Origin of the sequence: Rivularia sp. PCC 7116 (assembly GCF_000316665.1) — a bacterium.
Lineage (GTDB): Bacteria > Cyanobacteriota > Cyanobacteriia > Cyanobacteriales > Nostocaceae > Rivularia.
The window spans coordinates 6,746,479-6,764,371 of sequence record NC_019678.1 but is presented as its reverse complement, the minus strand read 5'-3'; the positions used below and the strand labels follow the sequence as shown (position 1 = coordinate 6,764,371).

Annotated in this window: 14 protein-coding genes and 1 CRISPR repeat array; of the genes, 8 read left to right on the top strand and 6 right to left on the bottom strand. The window is 38.9% G+C overall.

Annotation, left to right across the window (positions count from 1 at the left end):
• The first annotated feature begins 162 nt into the window (after positions 1-162).
• Positions 163-3,282: a plasmid replication protein, CyRepA1 family gene (locus RIV7116_RS26030; RefSeq protein WP_015121315.1), complete on the top strand. Its 3,120-nt coding sequence runs from the start codon at positions 163-165 to the stop codon at positions 3,280-3,282.
• A gap of 105 nt (positions 3,283-3,387) precedes the next feature.
• On the opposite strand, the gene hpsU is transcribed toward RIV7116_RS26030, so the two are convergent.
• From hpsU to RIV7116_RS26010, 4 genes are all read right to left on the bottom strand, one after another.
• The gene (gene hpsU / locus RIV7116_RS26025) at positions 3,388-3,978 is read right to left on the bottom strand and encodes a hormogonium polysaccharide biosynthesis acetyltransferase HpsU (protein WP_015121314.1); all 591 of its coding nucleotides are present in this window, start codon (positions 3,976-3,978) and stop codon (positions 3,388-3,390) included.
• A gap of 100 nt (positions 3,979-4,078) precedes the next feature.
• On the bottom strand, positions 4,079-5,020 hold the full coding sequence (locus tag RIV7116_RS26020) for a glycosyltransferase family 2 protein (RefSeq protein ID WP_015121313.1): 942 nt from the start codon (positions 5,018-5,020) through the stop codon (positions 4,079-4,081).
• 139 nt (positions 5,021-5,159) lie between these two features.
• Entirely contained in the window at positions 5,160-6,089 is a 930-nt protein-coding gene (locus tag RIV7116_RS26015) for a glycosyltransferase family 2 protein (protein WP_015121312.1), read from the bottom strand.
• A 185-nt stretch (positions 6,090-6,274) separates the two neighbouring features.
• On the bottom strand, positions 6,275-7,075 hold the full coding sequence (locus RIV7116_RS26010) for a hypothetical protein (protein ID WP_015121311.1): 801 nt from the start codon (positions 7,073-7,075) through the stop codon (positions 6,275-6,277).
• A 326-nt stretch (positions 7,076-7,401) separates the two neighbouring features.
• On the opposite strand from RIV7116_RS26010, the gene cobU reads away from it, so the two are divergent.
• Positions 7,402-7,941 carry a bifunctional adenosylcobinamide kinase/adenosylcobinamide-phosphate guanylyltransferase gene (gene cobU, locus RIV7116_RS26005; protein WP_044292367.1) on the top strand — a complete coding sequence of 180 codons (540 nt, stop codon included), beginning with the start codon at positions 7,402-7,404 and terminating at the stop codon, positions 7,939-7,941.
• 158 nt (positions 7,942-8,099) lie between these two features.
• Complete coding sequence (locus RIV7116_RS26000; RefSeq protein ID WP_015121309.1) at positions 8,100-8,534, top strand: hypothetical protein; 435 nt, start codon at positions 8,100-8,102, stop codon at positions 8,532-8,534.
• A gap of 328 nt (positions 8,535-8,862) precedes the next feature.
• Here RIV7116_RS26000 and RIV7116_RS25995 read toward each other — a convergent pair whose 3' ends face one another.
• Positions 8,863-9,276 (bottom strand): Hsp20/alpha crystallin family protein, encoded by a 414-nt coding sequence (locus RIV7116_RS25995; RefSeq protein ID WP_015121308.1) that lies wholly within the window; start codon positions 9,274-9,276, stop codon positions 8,863-8,865.
• Positions 9,277-9,919: 643 nt separating this feature from the next.
• Between RIV7116_RS25995 and RIV7116_RS25990 the strand changes: the two genes are divergently transcribed.
• From RIV7116_RS25990 to RIV7116_RS25975, 4 genes are all read left to right on the top strand, one after another.
• Positions 9,920-10,321 carry a hypothetical protein gene (locus tag RIV7116_RS25990; RefSeq protein WP_015121307.1) on the top strand — a complete coding sequence of 134 codons (402 nt, stop codon included), beginning with the start codon at positions 9,920-9,922 and terminating at the stop codon, positions 10,319-10,321.
• A gap of 43 nt (positions 10,322-10,364) precedes the next feature.
• The gene (locus tag RIV7116_RS25985) at positions 10,365-11,381 is read left to right on the top strand and encodes a tRNA-dihydrouridine synthase (RefSeq protein ID WP_015121306.1); all 1,017 of its coding nucleotides are present in this window, start codon (positions 10,365-10,367) and stop codon (positions 11,379-11,381) included.
• A 20-nt stretch (positions 11,382-11,401) separates the two neighbouring features.
• Positions 11,402-13,016: direct repeats of the CRISPR family, unit length 37 nt; unit sequence GTTTCAATCCCTAATAGGGATTAAGGTGAGTTTCAAC.
• Positions 13,017-13,552: 536 nt separating this feature from the next.
• Positions 13,553-14,677 carry a site-2 protease family protein gene (locus RIV7116_RS25980; RefSeq protein ID WP_015121305.1) on the top strand — a complete coding sequence of 375 codons (1,125 nt, stop codon included), beginning with the start codon at positions 13,553-13,555 and terminating at the stop codon, positions 14,675-14,677.
• A 151-nt stretch (positions 14,678-14,828) separates the two neighbouring features.
• Positions 14,829-16,028, top strand: coding sequence for an NAD(P)-dependent oxidoreductase (locus RIV7116_RS25975; RefSeq protein ID WP_015121304.1), 1,200 nt, complete (start codon positions 14,829-14,831; stop codon positions 16,026-16,028).
• A gap of 29 nt (positions 16,029-16,057) precedes the next feature.
• Here RIV7116_RS25975 and RIV7116_RS25970 read toward each other — a convergent pair whose 3' ends face one another.
• Positions 16,058-16,552 (bottom strand): hypothetical protein, encoded by a 495-nt coding sequence (locus tag RIV7116_RS25970; protein ID WP_085977731.1) that lies wholly within the window; start codon positions 16,550-16,552, stop codon positions 16,058-16,060.
• Between the two features lie 234 nt (positions 16,553-16,786).
• Here RIV7116_RS25970 and RIV7116_RS25965 point away from each other — a divergent pair, with 234 nt between their 5' ends.
• Positions 16,787-17,734 carry a ribonuclease Z gene (locus RIV7116_RS25965; RefSeq protein WP_015121302.1) on the top strand — a complete coding sequence of 316 codons (948 nt, stop codon included), beginning with the start codon at positions 16,787-16,789 and terminating at the stop codon, positions 17,732-17,734.
• Positions 17,735-17,893: the final 159 nt, after the last annotated feature.

Here is a 17,893-nt window from a genome sequence, read left to right as displayed (position 1 = left end):
GACAATAAAAAGCGGAAAATCAATATTTTTTGATTAAACCGAAGTATTTCCCGTCACTGAATAATAATAAGCACATTAATATCCATTAAAACCCTTATATAAAAACCGGCGAGTGCATGATACATTTTTCAAATCCATTGTCTGTACTTTCCTCCCCACATAATGCATTTGCACTATTTAAAACCAGAGCATCTTGAAGAATTAGTCAATGGTAGTGGCATTGATTTACACCTAGTTAAGCTGAATTTTCGCTCTCTTGAAGATAAAAATGCTTATGATTATCTATTTATTTCCGAGCTTATTCCCCGTACAAATACTGGAATAGTCAAAAGCTACTGGTTGGAGCGTTATGCCCATGTTAGCGCTGGTGGTTGGTGGTGTTCTGGGGTTGATATGCTGAATAATTGGCACATGATGGAATGGGGATGCTTCAAACCAAACCAACCTCGTATAAATGAAAAAGGCAAGTCTATTAAGTACGAACATCCTCCTTGTACCCCAACGCGAATTTTTTGTTTGCGGGTACCTTTGCCGATGTGGGAGCAAGTAGCCCAACGTTATCATGTCCAACTACCCGATAATGTTGCGATCGCAGAGGATGGTGGTGCTGTCGGCTTTTGGCAATGGGTAATGGAGCGTAATATTCCGGTAATTATCTGCGAAGGTGTAAAGAAAGCGGCTACCCTTTTAAGTCAAGGATACGCAGCTATTGCAATTCCCGGAATTACAAGTGGTTATCGAGTTGTTAAAAATAAATTTGGTAAAGTTATTCGCCGTCAGTTGATTGCTGATTTAGCAGCTTTTTGTATTACAAAGCGTACTATTTATATTTGTTTTGATTTTGAAACTGAACTTAAGAAAACCAACGCTGTAAACAACGCCATATCTCAACTTGGTTTATTATTTCAAGAAAAAAATTGCCCGGTTCAAGTAATCGAACTTCCGGGAATGGAGAAGGGTGTTGATGAGTTTATTGTGGCAAAAGGTGCGGCTGCTTTCGATAAAATTTATTACCAAAGTCCGGATTTAGAAATTTACCTTGCTCATAGTAAACCCCATACTAATTTAACTATTCCGGCAGCAATGACTGTCAATCGTCGTTATCTAGGTGAAATACCTTTTCCAACCTCTGGATTAGTAGGTGTGAAGTCAGCAAAAGGTACTGGAAAAACTACTGCATTACAAGCTGTTGTTCAACAAGCATTAAATCGAAATAAACCTATTTTATTGATTACTCACAGAATTCAGTTAGGACGATTTTTGTGCGAAAAAGTCGGGATTAAATGGGGGGTAGGTTATAAGGAATGGGGAATTCAAAATTGTAAAAATATTAGTAGTAGCGATGTACTGCTTCCTAATATTGCAGCAAGCGAGCATCATTCCCCCAATACTGGATTATGTATTGATTCGATTTGGAAACTCAATCCTTCCGATTGGGAAGGAGCGATAATTATTTTGGATGAAGTCGAACAATCTTTATGGCATTTGTTACACAGCACTACTTGTAAAGATAAACGAGTTAAGATTTTAAAGTTGTTTCAACAGCTAATTTCTACAGTTTTGACAACTGGAGGATTAGTTATTGCTCAAGATGCCGATTTATCAGATGTTTCTTTAGAATATCTCCAAAGATTAGCAGGGATTGAATTAACACCTTGGGTAGTTGTAAATCAATGGAAACCCGAACAAGCTTGGGATATAACTTTTTATGATTCTCCCAATCCCACGCCGCTGATTCAACAGTTAGAATTAGATTTACTAGCTGGCAGAAAGTGTTATATAACTACAGATAGTCGCTCCGGACGTTATAGTAGTGAAACAATCGAACGTTATCTTAAAGAACGTTTGGATAAGTTACGACATTTATATCCGAAAACTTTAATAGTCAGCAGTCATACTACTAACACCCCAGGGCACGAAGCGGTTGATTTTGTCGCATCAATCAATCAAAAAATTACCGAATACGATGCTGTATTTGTAACTCCAAGTTTGGGAACGGGAATTAGCATAGATGTACAGCATTTTGATCGAGTTTATGGGATTTTTCAAGGGGTAATTCCAGATTCTGAAGCCAGACAAGCATTAGCTAGAGTAAGGGATGATGTACCTCGTGTCGTATGGTGTGCCAAACGAGGAGTAGGTTTAATTGGTAGCGGTAGTAAAAATTATCGTCAGTTGTCTTTTTGGTATCAAGAAAATCAAAAAGAAAACTTAGCTTTGTTAAGCCCAACGCATAAAATTGATGTCGATCTACCATTAGTATACGATCCTATACATTTAAGAACTTGGGCAAAACTATCGGCACGGGTAAATGCTTCCATCAACTTTTACCGTCAATCAATGAAGGAAGGATTAACGGCTGAAGGGCATAATTTATGGGTACGTACTAACGATATTCAGAAAAATATTATTAGAGATTTACGCTATGCATTTTTAGCTACCGATAAAGAAGATTCAGCAAATCGTCGAAGGTTGATTTTAGAAATTGTTAAAGCTAAAAAAGACTGGGAGCAAAGCCGCAATAAATCTCAAGAAATTAACAACAATATTAAGAAAATTAAACAGCAGAATCAGTTAGCTGCGGCAACCGCTGTCAGTCAAGCTCCAGATATAAATTACTTGGAATACGAACTGCTATTAAAGAAACATTCTCTTACAGATAACGAACGTCACAAAATCAATAAATACTTTCTCAGAAAAAGATACGGTATAGAAGTTACTCCCCAACTGAAATTACAGGATGACAGGGGATATTACTATCAATTGCGAACTCATTATTATCTAACTCATTCGAGCGACTATTTTCATATCCGAGACAAACAAGAATGGAATCAACAGCTATCCTGTGGTGAAGGGAAAGTTTTTCTGCCAGATTTAAAAATCTATACACTGAGAATAGAAGCTTTAAGAGCATTAGGTGTTTTGCAATTACTCGAACCCAGTAGAGAATTTACCGAAAATGATGCCGAACTAATATTGTTGAAAAATACCGTACTGCAATGCAGCAGACATATTCAGAGAGCGTTAAATATTAATTTAGTAGTAGAAAACGAGCAGGTTTCGACAATCAAAATTATTCGGAGATTATTTAATTTATTGGGTTTGAAACTGAAACGAGAAAACAATATATATCGTATTGATAGAGAAACCGTTAATGATGGAAGAGACAAGATATTTTCTGTATGGTGTCAGCGAGATGAATTGATGTTAACGCATTTAAAAAATGTTGCTGATTCTCAGGTAGATGTTAGAAACTTCTCGTTACAAGGTTCTACCTTGTAATGCATTTCATGAGGCTCTGCCTCCATCATATCCGGAGGCAGAGCCTCTAAACAAACGGTTCCCAGCCAGAGACTGGGAACCAGAAATAACTATAAATAATTGATGTTACCGATTCCTGGCATACCGGGGGCGACAAGGTGTGCCCCAACAAACCTGTTCGTCAGGCATATCTGTCAAAACACTACTGCGGGCACCTATGACAGCATTAGCTCCGATTGTTACTCCAAGCCCGACAAAGCAATCTGTAGCAATCCAAGCGCCGTTACCAATTGCAACCTTTGCTGTTTGTAAACCGAAGGCTGGATCTTTAATATCATGGCTACCAGTACAGATGTAGCTTTTCTGTGAGATTACACAATGAGAACCGATGTTAATTTCGTCGATACTATATAAAACAACATCATCGCCAATCCAGCTGTAATCGCCAATAGTTACTTTCCAGGGATAGGTAAAACGGGCAGTAGGACGAATTAATACACCTTTACCAATACGCGCGCCGAATAGACGTAATATAGCGCAACGTATACCGCTCATATTGTGAAGGGTGAGAGGAAAAGTAATAGCCTGTACGAACCACCAAAGCAATATATACCAACCCGCACGCCCTCTATCAAAATCAGATTGGTCGTATTTACGTAAATCTACAAAAGGTTCGGCATTTAATGTTGTGGAAATTGGGCATTGAGCGTTGGACATGGCGAATTGGGCATGGCGAATTGGGCATTGGGCATGGGAAATAGTGAGGGATGAGGAGTTAGGAGTTTTTCTAACCTCTCTTCCTCTTTTTCCCTCTTAATCAAGTTGCAGACTGACTAACCTCCGCACCAATAGCAGGCTGGGGATTTTTGGAAGCGTTTACGGTATTTAAACTACCGCCGCAGCTACGTAGTTCGTAAAGTTTTACGCCGATTTGATATTCGTATTGACTTAAAAGTCTTCCGTAGATATATCCAGCTCTGCCGTCTAGGAAACCGCGCTGAATGATATAGAACAGCAGGAAGCGTAGAAGAGGTTTGAATGGCAATCTTACCCAGATTTTCTTTAAGAAACGCTTGCGCTGCACTGCATCACCAAATAAACTTGCGCCAATGGTGCCGTCATCGCCTTTACCAGTAAGTAAGTTGTAGTAAACGCGAGCTTCCCAATTTGAATAACGATTGTGTCGCGCTAACCAGTGGTAAAGATCGCGAAAATCTTCATGAAGCATATCTTCTTTTAGATATCCAACTTTATTGCTTAAAACAACATGTTCGTGAACTTCGTTGTCACCAGTGTTGGGAATATCTTCGGTATTTAGGTTTTCGTAGCGACCTTCTTTATGCTTGAATAAACGCAGATTCCAATCGGGATATTTTCCACCGTGGCGAATCCATTTACCTAAGAAAAATACGCGGCGATTTAAATAGTAACCGCTGTATTCTGGATTCTCGATTGCTTGAGCAATTTCATCCCACAATTCGGGAGTAATGCGCTCATCACAATCAACTATCAATACCCATTCATTGCGAAAAGGTAAGTTTTCCAAAGACCAATTTTTCTTTTTTGGCCAGCCTCCGTTAAACTCAAACTGTACGACTGTTGCACCCAAATTTTCAGAAATTTCAATGCTTCTATCAGTACTTTGAGAATCTACTACAAAAACTTCATCCGCTCTCGAAACGCTCTTTAAGCAAGCGGGTAAATTTGCTTCTTCATTTTTAGCCGGGATCAATACGGAAACTGGTATTTTAGAAGACATATAATTATATTTAAATTATTAGATGTTAGTTGTTAGATGTTAGATGTTAGTGTTATTTGTTAGTTGTTAGATGTTAGTTGTTATTTGCTCGGCGAAATTAACTACTATCCACCAACGACTATCTAATAACTACTATTTACTAACTACTTTTTTTTGATAGAAGTCCCTGGATAGCTGCATTTAAATAACCTATTTGACCGTAAGCATAGACAAGTTTATCAAAACGTTCTGCTGGATCGGAATAGTGTTGCAATGCTTTATATAAACCGCGTATAAACCTTTCGCCACCGCGTTGTAACTGTCCCGTACCGGCTTTTCCGGCAAGCTGTTCTCTGTAACACTCGCTTATGCCTTGCCACCAACCTCTGCTGATAAACCAGGAACGCTTGAGACGCTCTGGAGATACATTATGGGCTGCTAAAGCTTCAGGAAGATAAGCGACTTCCCAACCTTTTTTTAAGGCTAGTTCGGTCATTTGTAGTTCTTCATTGGAAAGTAAGTTTTTGCCTACTCTTCCAAGATTGATATCGAAACCTCCGATATCGTCCAAAAAACTGCGCCTTATCGAATAATTTAAGCCTCTAGGAGTGTCACCAGGGTTTTCGATTTTTACAACGCGATCCCCCAAATCGTAAGCCCCTAAATTACCGGCTAATCCTGATGATAGCCAGCGAGGTGGATTTACTTTATCCGGCCATAACAATGTGACTTTACCACCGGCTATGGCTAATTTAGAGTTGCTTTGATAAGCTCGATAAAGTACTTGCAACCAGCTTTTGCTTGCTACGGCATCATCATCGAGATATGCTATAACCTCACCGCTGGAAGCTTTAGCACCAGTATTTCGAGCTACTGACAATCCAAGTTTAGGCTCGTAAATATACTTAAGAAGATGATTGTCAAGTCTTTGCTCTACGACTTGCTTGGTATTGTCTTTGGAGCCGTTATCTATCACCACCACTTCAAAGCCCCCAGCAAAATCCTGTGACAAAAGGCTATCTATAGCAGCGCCCAGATAATCATCTCGATTGTGAGTACAGATAATGGCAGAAATTTGCGTGTCTGGCATTTTTATTGCAATTTTAGAGAGAGCCGAATTTGGATTTTACTTACGCTAATTGATTGTAACTTTGTTGCTACTAAACCAAGAGCAATTACTAAAATTCAATGTTCACCTGCACAGAATCTTAACTAAAAAATTTATACACACCAACCGAGTTTTTTCGGATATAAATTTTAACAAGTTCTAATACTTTATTTCTGTTGTTTAATATGACCGTGTAAAACTACTAGGGTTTCTGCTAATTGGTTCAAGCGGTTTTCCAATTTTTGCTTGCGTTCGAGATATTGACGTAATTTCTGATAGCGAGCGATCGCCATGCTAACCCCCGGAACTTCTTCTGCTGGGCAAGAACGAGACCAAACTTCACCAGAAGCGTCTAAACCACACAAACGGTAGCCAGTACGGGAAAAATCGGATGGATTTGGTGTTTCTTGTGCCGCACAAATTTCTTCTACATAATCCATCAAGCGGTCAACTTCTGCGTGACGCAGGGTTGCAGTAGCTTCCGGTTGTGGTTCTTTTTCATGAGATTCCAGCCAGCCATTCACAATCGGGCCTTGTGAGTATATATCCTGAATCTGTCGTAAAATTTTGTACAATTCAGTTTGCCAACCAGCAACAATTTCTTGAATTTCCTGCAATACATTTGATGCTAATGCCGGATTAGGAGCATTGCGATGGCTGCTAAAACTAGGGGTTTTGAATTTAGGAAGGCTAGGTGCTTTAATCTCCTCATCCTGTGCCGAAAAGGTCTGAACTGAGTTATCCTCTGATAAATCTTCTAAAACTTCCTGACTGGGATTATTCTCAAGTAATTCTTCTGATGATAATTCGGTCAGTTCTTGATTGGATTCACTAGCGCGATCCTGAATACGGAATGATAAAGATTGCTGATTCAAACCATCAGCTTCGGCATTTTCGTTTAGGGGATTCGTAATGCGAATATCTAAATCCTGCAAAGTCTCTTCAATACGCTTTAAACCTGCTTTCATAGGACTGTTCGGTGAAAGTTGATAATTGGTGCTGTTGTACAACGCTTCTGCAAGCTGGAGTTCACTCTTCAAGTCAAGCTATTGGTTGCATTGACTGCTTTTGTTGTATTTTTATCTATTAAAAGTTATTTGTAACTATAAATCATACCTTTGAGGTAACAAATCTAAGAAAAAGTGCAACAGCCAGATCGACTCTTAAAATAATGAGTAAGTTTTAAAACAAGTTAACTGGTTGTCTGTTTAGCATTGAGGAATAATTAACCCTTGTATTGCTTAACTTGCAAAAATGGCAACCCTACTTAATTAAAGATACTGAGGAAACAGCTTTGAGTAAAGTTATCCTTGTCACTGGTCCGGCACGCTCGGGAAAAAGCGAATGGGCAGAAGCTTTAGCAAACCAGTCTAGTAAAAAAGTTGTGTATGTTGCAACAGCACTGTTATCACCAAATGATAAGCAATGGCAGCAACGTATTATACAGCATAGAAATCGCCGTCCTGAAACCTGGCTCACCTTAGAAGTCCCTTTTGACTTATCAGCCACTCTAAGTGATGCAAAACCCGACACTGTTATCTTAGTAGATTCTCTAGGTACTTGGGTCGCAAATCATCTAGATAAAGATGATAAATCCTGGCTTGATATTGTTGAAGAATTTTTAGAAATAGTGCAGTTGGTGGCGGCTGAAATGATTTTCGTCGCTGAGGAAACCGGATGGGGAGTAGTACCCGCTTATCCTATAGGTCAAACCTTTCGCGATCGCCTTGGTTCGTTAACCCGTAAATTGGGTGTTATCTGTCAAACAGCATATTTAGTAACTGGAGGACACGTAATTAATTTGAGCGTGCTTGGTAGTCGTTTGCCTTGCTGATACATTCATGGCATAAGCAATAAGAGAGAGGGGATAGAGAAGATAAAAAATTTTTTGTCTTCATTCATAACCCTTATCAATGCCCAATACTAAAATTCTTAATTCTTTATTCATAATTCACTATCCAAAATGTAGAATTTAAAATCTAGAATTTAAACATGGCATCCAAAACACAAGTAAAAAAATACCTAGCTTATTGGTTTCAGTTAGGTAAGAAGGTTATCATTAGCAACGGTGTGGCAAGCTTGCAACCGCTGAATGTTATTGATGGCGAAAGTTATAGTAAGGATTTTGAAGAGTGTTGGCAGAAAATCCTTTCGCCAAAGTCGGGTGAGTGTTATCTCGAAGGAACCGAGCAAACTGTTGCAGAATTACTTTCACCTGAATGGGATATAAGTTGCTGTTCCCGCTGCGAGATGCCGGTACCTTTGAAAAATTTGGGTATGCCTGCTATATTATGTCCTTGCAATGATGTATTAAATTGGCCTAATACAGAACTTCCAGCACCACGAGAACCCGTTAATTCTCAAAACCAGCTGACTAAAATTCGCCAGAGGCTTTTATTTAATAAAGAATCCGAGTTCGCAGATTAATCCTCTTGAAAAATGGGATGTTCCCTTTGAGCCTATCCCACTATTTCAAAATGCTTATTTACCCAACTAAAATTTCGTTAAAAAGCTTAATTTATCGTTTTTCTTTTCTTTAATAGCTTTATTAAAATCTGAATAATGATCTAAAACTAAGACTGGTTTTTATAAATCAGTCTTTTTTTGCGGGAACTTAAATAAATAAACAATCAAAAGCCCAGTTGCTTCAACACCAGTCCGCTCAACGGGGGGAATCCCCCCACGCGGCTGGCTCAACAACAGGGCTTAAAACATGACAACGTTACACTACACAATTTATTGCAGGGAATATTAATTAGCTTTCTGACAAACTAACCTTAACTACCTTGTTCTTTTCTTCCTCAGCTTTGGGTAGTGTCAAATTCAAAATACCGTCTTTGTATTCAGCAGTTACGTCAGTATTTTTAATTCTTGCTTTTAGAGGAATTACGCGCTGATATTTACCATAATAAAATTCAGAACGGGTATCTTCTTTTTGTTCTGATTTGCGCTCTGCAATTACTTTAACGGCATCTGCCGTAACTTCAATATCTACATCTTTCGCTTCAATTCCAGGCAGTTCAAATCTTAAGTGAAGTGCATCTTCAGTTTCGGTTAATTCGGCTGCTGGAGTTCTAAATGCTGGTGCTTGGATATCTTCAAATAGTCGATCTAATTGATTCTGTAAGGTATTCATTTCTCCCCAAGGATTGTAACGTGTAATAGCCATATGTTTTCAACTCCTATATTTTTGTTTACTTAATAAGTGGTTTTAATTTGTTTCTTTGATTCCTATATTAATGAAGATTAGATATAGTGTAAATTCGGTTTTTATCACTTATTATTTGATGAATACCGACCAATTAAATATGATTAATTATTATGTTCGGTAAACTGTAAAAACATTGGTACGGTTAACTATAATTACATATTTATGGTTACGAGTAATATCTGCTATTTTCTATTTCACTTGCTATTTTATGGCAGGCGCAGATTATATGATTAGGACTTACGCAAAGCAAAATACTCCCATGCCGCTCTAAGATTTCCTATTAAAATTTCGCCCTCACTCCCTCCCTCTCTCACTCTCTCCCTCAATCCCAAACGGTAATCTTCTACTAGGAAAAGAGTAGTTATTATGTGGATCGTTCCACCATTTCGCGAGATGATCCCCCTGCGGGTAAACATGTCGCTGTCTCATGTCCTAATGTAATGACGCAATTACGTTATGACATGCGTAAGTCTTGTTTAATAAAGTAAGTAGCACTTGAAAAAAAAACTAAAAGTCGGGGGAGATGTCAAAAACCTGTAAGATATCTACATAATATTGATTCGCTTTTCACATAAAAATAATAAGGAACCAATAGCACGCAATGGAACAATTAAAAAGTTTATTATCAATGACGCTTGATGAACTTACTGAATACAGCACCGATGCCCGCAAAATTGAAAAACTGCGACGAAAAATTTGTTTAGCTCTACCAATGGCAGAACAGCGAAAGGCAAAAGAAGAATTATTGACTCAAATGCCCTCGGGTGAGCTAAATAGAATTATTGAAGAACAACGGCAAACAGTAGCTTTACCATTTTGGGGAATTGGTGGATTGGGTTTGTTGCTAGGAATTTCACTTCATCAACCCATCGGTTTGTTGGCTGCTATCGGTGGTACTTTTGCTGCCATCAAAATTCAAAAGTTAGGTTGGGAGATGCAAGCCAAACGTCTTTTGCTGCAAACCCTCGAAGATATCGAAGTTCGCGCCAATCAACCTAAATAAAATGTTGGTAAAATCGTAATTCTTTGTCCTGCGCTGTAATTCCATGTCTCAGGTATCGCTTCCTAAATCGCTTTATCCAGACCTACCCCTGACTGCTCTTGCACCCATGCAGGACGTGACAAATCTCTGGTTTATGAAAATTCTTGCCCAGTATGGCAGTCCCGACTATTTCTTTACCGAATATTTTCGCGTCCGCGATGACTCGCGACTCAATCGTAAGATTTTGGCTTCAATCACCGAAAACGACACCGAACGCCCCGTTTTTGCTCAAATGATTGGTGAAAGTATTCCAGATTTAGTAAGAACGGCGAGAGAACTTTGTCAATATAATATTGCTGGAATTGATTTAAATATGGGTTGTCCGGCACCTAGGGTTTATCGCAAAAATGTTGGAGGTGGATTGCTGCGAGAACCTGAAAAAGTGAATAGAATTTTGGGAGAACTGCGTTCTGCTATTAACGACCGACCTTTAACTGTAAAGATGCGCGTAGGCTTTGATAACACTGATAATTTTGAAGAAATTTTAGATATAATTAATCGCCACAATATCGATTTACTGAGCTTGCACGGTCGCACCGTGAAAGAAATGTATCGCGGACAAGTGAAATACGATTTGATTTCTCAAGCAGTCAAACGGGTTAATTGTCCGGTGCTTGCTAACGGCAATATTGATTCTGCTGCAACTGCCCTCAAGGTGCTTTCTCAAACGGGTGCGGCAGGTGTGATGGTAGGACGCTGGGCGATCGCCAATCCTTGGATTTTTAATCAAATTCGCCTCCGCTTGCGTTCTGAGCCGATTCCGCTCGTTCCTTTAGTCGAAGTACGCGAATATATTGACCGTTTACGGCAAACTCCCGAAGCGGTAAAAACACCACCGCGAGCGCGTGCGGGACACCTCAAAATGTACCTTAATTACATCGCACTCTTAGTGGATGCTGAAGGTCATTTTCTGCGGTTGATGCGAAAGACACAGACTGAGTTAGAACTGCTTAAACTCTGCGATCGCGTTCTACTTGATAGCAACAAAAACCTAGCTTTAGCTCCCTATTCAAGCGATTAATTAGCTGCGTGCAAGCAATAGTTTTAATTCCTAATAGGGATTAAGGTGAGTTTCAACTTTTTCTCCTCAGAGGTTTATCTTGAGAGGTTATGGTTTCAATCCCTAATAGGGATTAAGGTGAGTTTCAACCTACTTTTCCATAATGCTTACACAAATTCTTATAAGTTTCAATCCCTAATAGGGATTAAGGTGAGTTTCAACATCAGCTAATGGCAGTAAGGAAAGTTGGTTGATGCGTTTCAATCCCTAATAGGGATTAAGGTGAGTTTCAACAGTATTTCATTCTCCTCACAAACTTTCAAAGTACCGTTTCAATCCCTAATAGGGATTAAGGTGAGTTTCAACTATTCTTCAAACTATTCAAATGTCTAAAATCATCGTTTCAATCCCTAATAGGGATTAAGGTGAGTTTCAACGAGAATCTGAGAAAGCTTCTCTAGAAGTTAAAAGTTTCAATCCCTAATAGGGATTAAGGTGAGTTTCAACTAAAGCGTTTAAAGACTCCTTTAAGGCGATTGAAGTTTCAATCCCTAATAGGGATTAAGGTGAGTTTCAACATACAGTGCATCCTGAAATTGCAGCAAGAATATGTTTCAATCCCTAATAGGGATTAAGGTGAGTTTCAACTTGTTTTAAATGATTATATCTAATTAAAGACTGATGTTTCAATCCCTAATAGGGATTAAGGTGAGTTTCAACTAATTCAAAGAAAGAGCAAATACAGGATGTAATTGTTTCAATCCCTAATAGGGATTAAGGTGAGTTTCAACGAGATAATAGAAATCCTCCCCCTTCCCATAATAGGTTTCAATCCCTAATAGGGATTAAGGTGAGTTTCAACGAGCAGAAGAAAATGTAGTCATGTTTGTAGGATAAGGTTTCAATCCCTAATAGGGATTAAGGTGAGTTTCAACACAATTGACTGCTATCACTAGGTTTGAGGCTTGTTGTTTCAATCCCTAATAGGGATTAAGGTGAGTTTCAACCTGATTGCAAACTGTATCTATACTCTCTTCCTTGTTTCAATCCCTAATAGGGATTAAGGTGAGTTTCAACCAAAAAGGATGCCGTGGTAAAGCATCCTAAATAGTTTCAATCCCTAATAGGGATTAAGGTGAGTTTCAACTTGTAAACAATTCCTTAACCTTAACGCGATAATTAGTTTCAATCCCTAATAGGGATTAAGGTGAGTTTCAACTTTTAATCATTCTAGCGGCAAGATAGAAAATAGATTAAGTTTCAATCCCTAATAGGGATTAAGGTGAGTTTCAACCTATTAATCCCAAGCAAGAAAAAGAGCGTACCATAGTTTCAATCCCTAATAGGGATTAAGGTGAGTTTCAACCTAAACAAGTCCTTAGCAACTTCACTGTTCTTAAAGGTGTTTCAATCCCTAATAGGGATTAAGGTGAGTTTCAACCCCATTGTTGTGAATCATTTGCCATTGCCCGATTGTTTCAATCCCTAATAGGGATTAAGGTGAGTTTCAACATTTACATACAACATTACAACACTACAATTCAATGTTTCAATCCCTAATAGGGATTAAGGTGAGTTTCAACTTTTTAATTGCTTTCTTGCTTGTTCTGCCTCGTTATGTTTCAATCCCTAATAGGGATTAAGGTGAGTTTCAACTGCTGGGTTCTGAAGCCCTTTTACTATAAGGTTTTCATGGTTCAATTTCACGGATGGGTAAATATTAGCATGAAAAATTGAGATTGAGAAGGGGGTAAATCGCTCAAATCCAGTCTGGGTAAGGCGCGCGGATGGTTCGTCAAGCCGAAGAGCTTCAAACCTATATATATCAAGCAATTCAGCCATTTTTTTTATCGTTCCATTTTCAACACTTACCCTTCCGCGAATTTTGCTGGGTAAAGAGCAATAATTTACATTTTATTTCACATTAAATGATTCCAAATGTTTACTGGCTTTTTCTTAATGCGGCTAAATATTCTAGCGAAATTACAAGGCACTTGCTTGAGACTCTCCCGAATGCGATGGAAGGATAATTGGCTATATAAACGCGACGCTCTCAATTCGCATAACCGCACTTTTACGGACGGACACCACTACAGTTACAAATATTAAAAATGCTTAACATTTCGTTACTATGGATTTATCGAGAGAAGAGTTTGACGAGTCTCTCGATGTAGAACACAAAGGTAAACGCCATGAATAACACAATACGTGTTGGCAACCTCTTCGGAATTCCCTTTTATATTCACCCATCCTGGTTTTTGGTATTGGGTTTGGTGACTTGGACTTATGGTAGCGGGCTAGGCAATGCATTTCCTTATTTGGGAAGTGGTTCTGCTTTGCTGCTGGGTTTAATGACAGCTTTAATGGTTTTTGGCTCTGTCGTTGCTCACGAACTGGGACATAGTTTTGTTGCCATTCGTCAAGGGATTGATGTTAAATCCATCACCCTGTTTATATTTGGAGGTTTGGCAAGTTTAGAAAAAGAATCAAATACTCCGGCATCTGCTTTTTGGGTAGCGATTGCAGGTCCTTTAGTTAGCCTGTTGTTGTTTGGTGTATTTGCAGTAATTGGTTTTGGGACTGCCGCATCTGGTGTTTTTTCGGCAATCTTGAGCGTTTTAGCTGCTGTTAACTTAGCACTCTTCGCATTTAACCTAATTCCTGGCTTGCCCTTGGATGGAGGAAATATACTCAAGGCAATAGTGTGGAAAATCACTGGTAATCCTAATAAAGGAGTGGTTTTCGCTAGTAGAGTCGGACAAATCTTTGGTTGGATTGCGATCGCGAGTGGTTTGATTCCACTATTGTTAACTGGCAGTTTTGCTAACTTCTGGAATTTATTAATTGGTTTCTTCTTGTTGAGAAATGCTGGTAATGCAGCCCAAGTTGCAAGGGTACAAGAGCAGTTTACAGGTTTAACAGCTGGTGATGCGGTAAGTAGCGATAGCCCGATTGTTGCCGATAATCTTACCCTCAGAGAGTTTGCAGACGAGCAGATAGTAACCGGACAAAAATGGCGGCGCTTTTTAGTTACTAACAGTGATGGACAACTTGTAGGAGCAATATCTGCTGAGTGTTTTCGTACCGTTTCACCGCAATTATGGTCGGAAACTCTAATTAAAGATGTAATGCGACCAATTGCAGAATCTACTACAGTAAAAGCCGACCAACCTTTATTAGAAGTAGTGCAGTTAATCGAACAACAAAAACTATCTGCACTGACCGTAATTCGCGATAATAACGTGTTGGTGGGAATTTTAGAAAAATCTGCAATACTTAGCTTGTTACAGAAAAGGATGCTTTCCAATCCTGCTTAATTTCTCAAACTAGTAAATAATTGATAGTGATGTTATGAAGCGATTCGGGCTGTATCGCTTCATTCGTCGTTTAAAGGCGATATCGCAATTAATGTAACTCTTTTTTGGGTTTCCTAATTATCAGTGATAATTTAGAATTAAAAAATTAATTATGAAAGTAGGAATCATTAGGGAAGGCAAAACAAAGAGTGATACTAGAGTGCCGTTGACACCCAAGCAATGCCGATATTTGCTTGAAACTTATCGAGATTTACAAATATTTGTCCAGCCCAGTCAGGAACGCTGCTTTAGCAACGAGGAATATCAAAATCAAGGTATCCCCATAAAAGAAAATATGGAGGAATGCGAACTTTTGTTAGGGGTTAAAGAAGTTCCTATTTCAATGCTAATACCTCAGAAAACCTATCTATTTTTCTCTCATACGATTAAAAAACAACCATATAATCGAGAACTTTTACGTTCAATATTGCAACAAAAAATTCGCTTAATTGATTATGAATGTTTAACTGATGAGTACGGCAAACGAGTAATTGCTTTTGGACGTTGGGCAGGCATTGTTGGCGGTCATAATGCCATTCTGGCTTGGGGGCGACGCGAGGGAAAGTTTAATCTCAAACCCATGCATGAGTGCCATGATTGGGCAGAAGCTCAAACTTATTATCAAAACTTACCTCTTTCTAATATAAAACTGGTAGTCACCGGAGAAGGTAGAGTTGCTAGCGGTGCAGTTGAGGTGTTGGAAAAAATGAAAATTAAAAGGGTTTCACCTCAAGAATTTCTCGAACATAACTCCTCTGAACCCGTATATACACAGCTAGCGGTAAAAGATATGTATCGCTTTGCAGGAGAACAGAATTTTGATGACAGTCATTATTATCAGCATCCCGAAGAATATGTTTCTAGTTTTGCTCCCTATACTCGTACTGCGAATATTATGCTCAACGGTATTTATTGGGATAAGCGTATTCCAGCTTTCTTTAGTAAAGAGGATATGAAACGCAAAGACTTTACTATTCGTGTTATTGCCGATGTCACTTGCGATATTGCTCCAGATTCTTCTATCCCTTCTACAATAAAAGCTTCTTCAATTACTAATCCGATTTATGGTTACGACCCTTTATTATCCAAGGAAACCGAGCCATTCCAAAATCACTGTATCGATGTTATGGCAGTGGATAATTTACCGAATGAACTGCCGAGAGATGCTTCACAAGATTTTGGAAATCAATTAATTTCAAAAGTATGGTCGCAGTTAAATCAAGCTGATAGCCGAATGATTTATGAAGGGACTATTGCCTTTAATGGTAGGTTAAATAAGCCTTATGAGTATTTAAAAGATTATGTCAGCTAAACAACGGGTGTTTTTAAGTTGCAATTTTTTTACTGACTAACTGGCTCAGCTTTCTCAACTGAATTATCTCCTACTCCCAAAGTTAGTTCTAAAGGCACGCGCTCTGGATAAGCTTTTACGACTTGTCTATAAACATCGTAATCTGTAGGTAACGTCCTTTGCTCTGTACCTTCTGAGTAAATAAATTCGTACTTTACAGATTTTAATAATTCGGGTCTACTTGCCTCTTGTTCCGAACCTTGCCGTTGCTCCACTTCATCAACTGTTGGTCGCGGCGGTAATGCAGGCCACCACAAGCCTCGGTCATCTGGCCCGGTAACTGCTGCTGATGGTTTTAAGCCATTACGGTTAAGTAGGGAAGTTGTAGCAAATTCTTCTCTTCGTGGTGATGGTTCTGAATTCAAGTTATTCGCATATTTGACTTGCCAGGTATAAGTGGTAAGTGCTGTAGCTTCATATTGGCTTGTAGTTACGTTGGTGCAACCAGCAATAGCAGCCGAAAAAAGAAGCGAAAACAATTTTATCGTGCGTTGTTTTTGTAATTTCACAACTTTATTGATTGTGCGACTCCCTTTAAAAACTCGCTTATAACGCTTATAAATATATCTTATAAATATATATTACATATTTTGCATGAAAATTATCTTATTAACGTTGAATTGTACGTGTATCGTTAAGTTAAGTTAACCAAGTTTCTTGCAGAGTGTCATTATAGAGATTGAGACGTAAATTAAGTTATAAAAACACGACATAGAACCGTGCAAATAACATTTTTAGGGACGAGTTCCGGGGTACCTACAAGGTCGCGCAATGTTTCTAGTGTTGCCCTGAGATTGCCGCAAAGAGCAGAATTATGGTTATTTGATTGTGGTGAAGGTACCCAACATCAAATATTGCGGAGTGACTTAAAAATGAGTCAACTCTCCCGAATTTTTGTTACTCATATGCACGGCGATCATATATTTGGTTTGATGGGGCTTCTTGCTAGCTGCGGTTTAGCAGGAAATGTCAGCCGCGTTGATATTTATGGCCCGCAAGGCTTAAACGAATATTTGCAAGCTTGCAGACGCTATTCTCATACACACTTTTCTTACCCGGTAAAAGTTCATGCTGTTCGTCCGGGAGTAGTTTATGAAGATTCAGAATTTAGGGTTAGCTGCGATATTTTGCATCATCGAATTACAGCTTATGGTTATCGTGTGGAGGAAAAAAACAGAGCCGGAAGATTCGATGTTGAGAAAGCAAAAGCCTTGGAAATTCCTCCCGGTAGAATATATGGTCAGCTCAAACGTGGCGAAAGCGTAACTTTAAAAGATGGAAGAGTTATTAACGGTGCTGACTTATGCGGACCTACGGAAATCGGGCGCAAAGTTGTATATTGTACCGATACGGTATTTTGTGAAAATGCAGTGGATTTAGCCAAAGATGCTGACGTATTAATTCACGAAGCTACTTTCGCCCATCAAGATTCCCAGATGGCTTTTGACAGACTGCATTCGACATCTACAATGGCTGCACAAACGGCCTTAGCAGCAGGCGCGCATAATTTAATTATGAGTCATTTTAGTCCCCGTTATGCTCCTGGCAATGCCATTGAGCTAAAAGACTTACTTAACGAAGGTAGAGCTATTTTCCCTAATACGAAGATGGCTTACGACTTTATGACTTACGATGTTCCCAGAAGAAGGGAATCAGTTCGCAGTTAGCGTGAGAGTTACAAGTAGTAAGCGCTTGAGGGGGAAGGTTAAAGCTTAAAGGTATTAAACCCTTCGCAACTAATGTGAATGACACATTTTCATGAAAATCTCAAATATCTACTGGGAAATAATTTGAGAATGTGTTAGTTAGGATTAGCAAGTAAATTA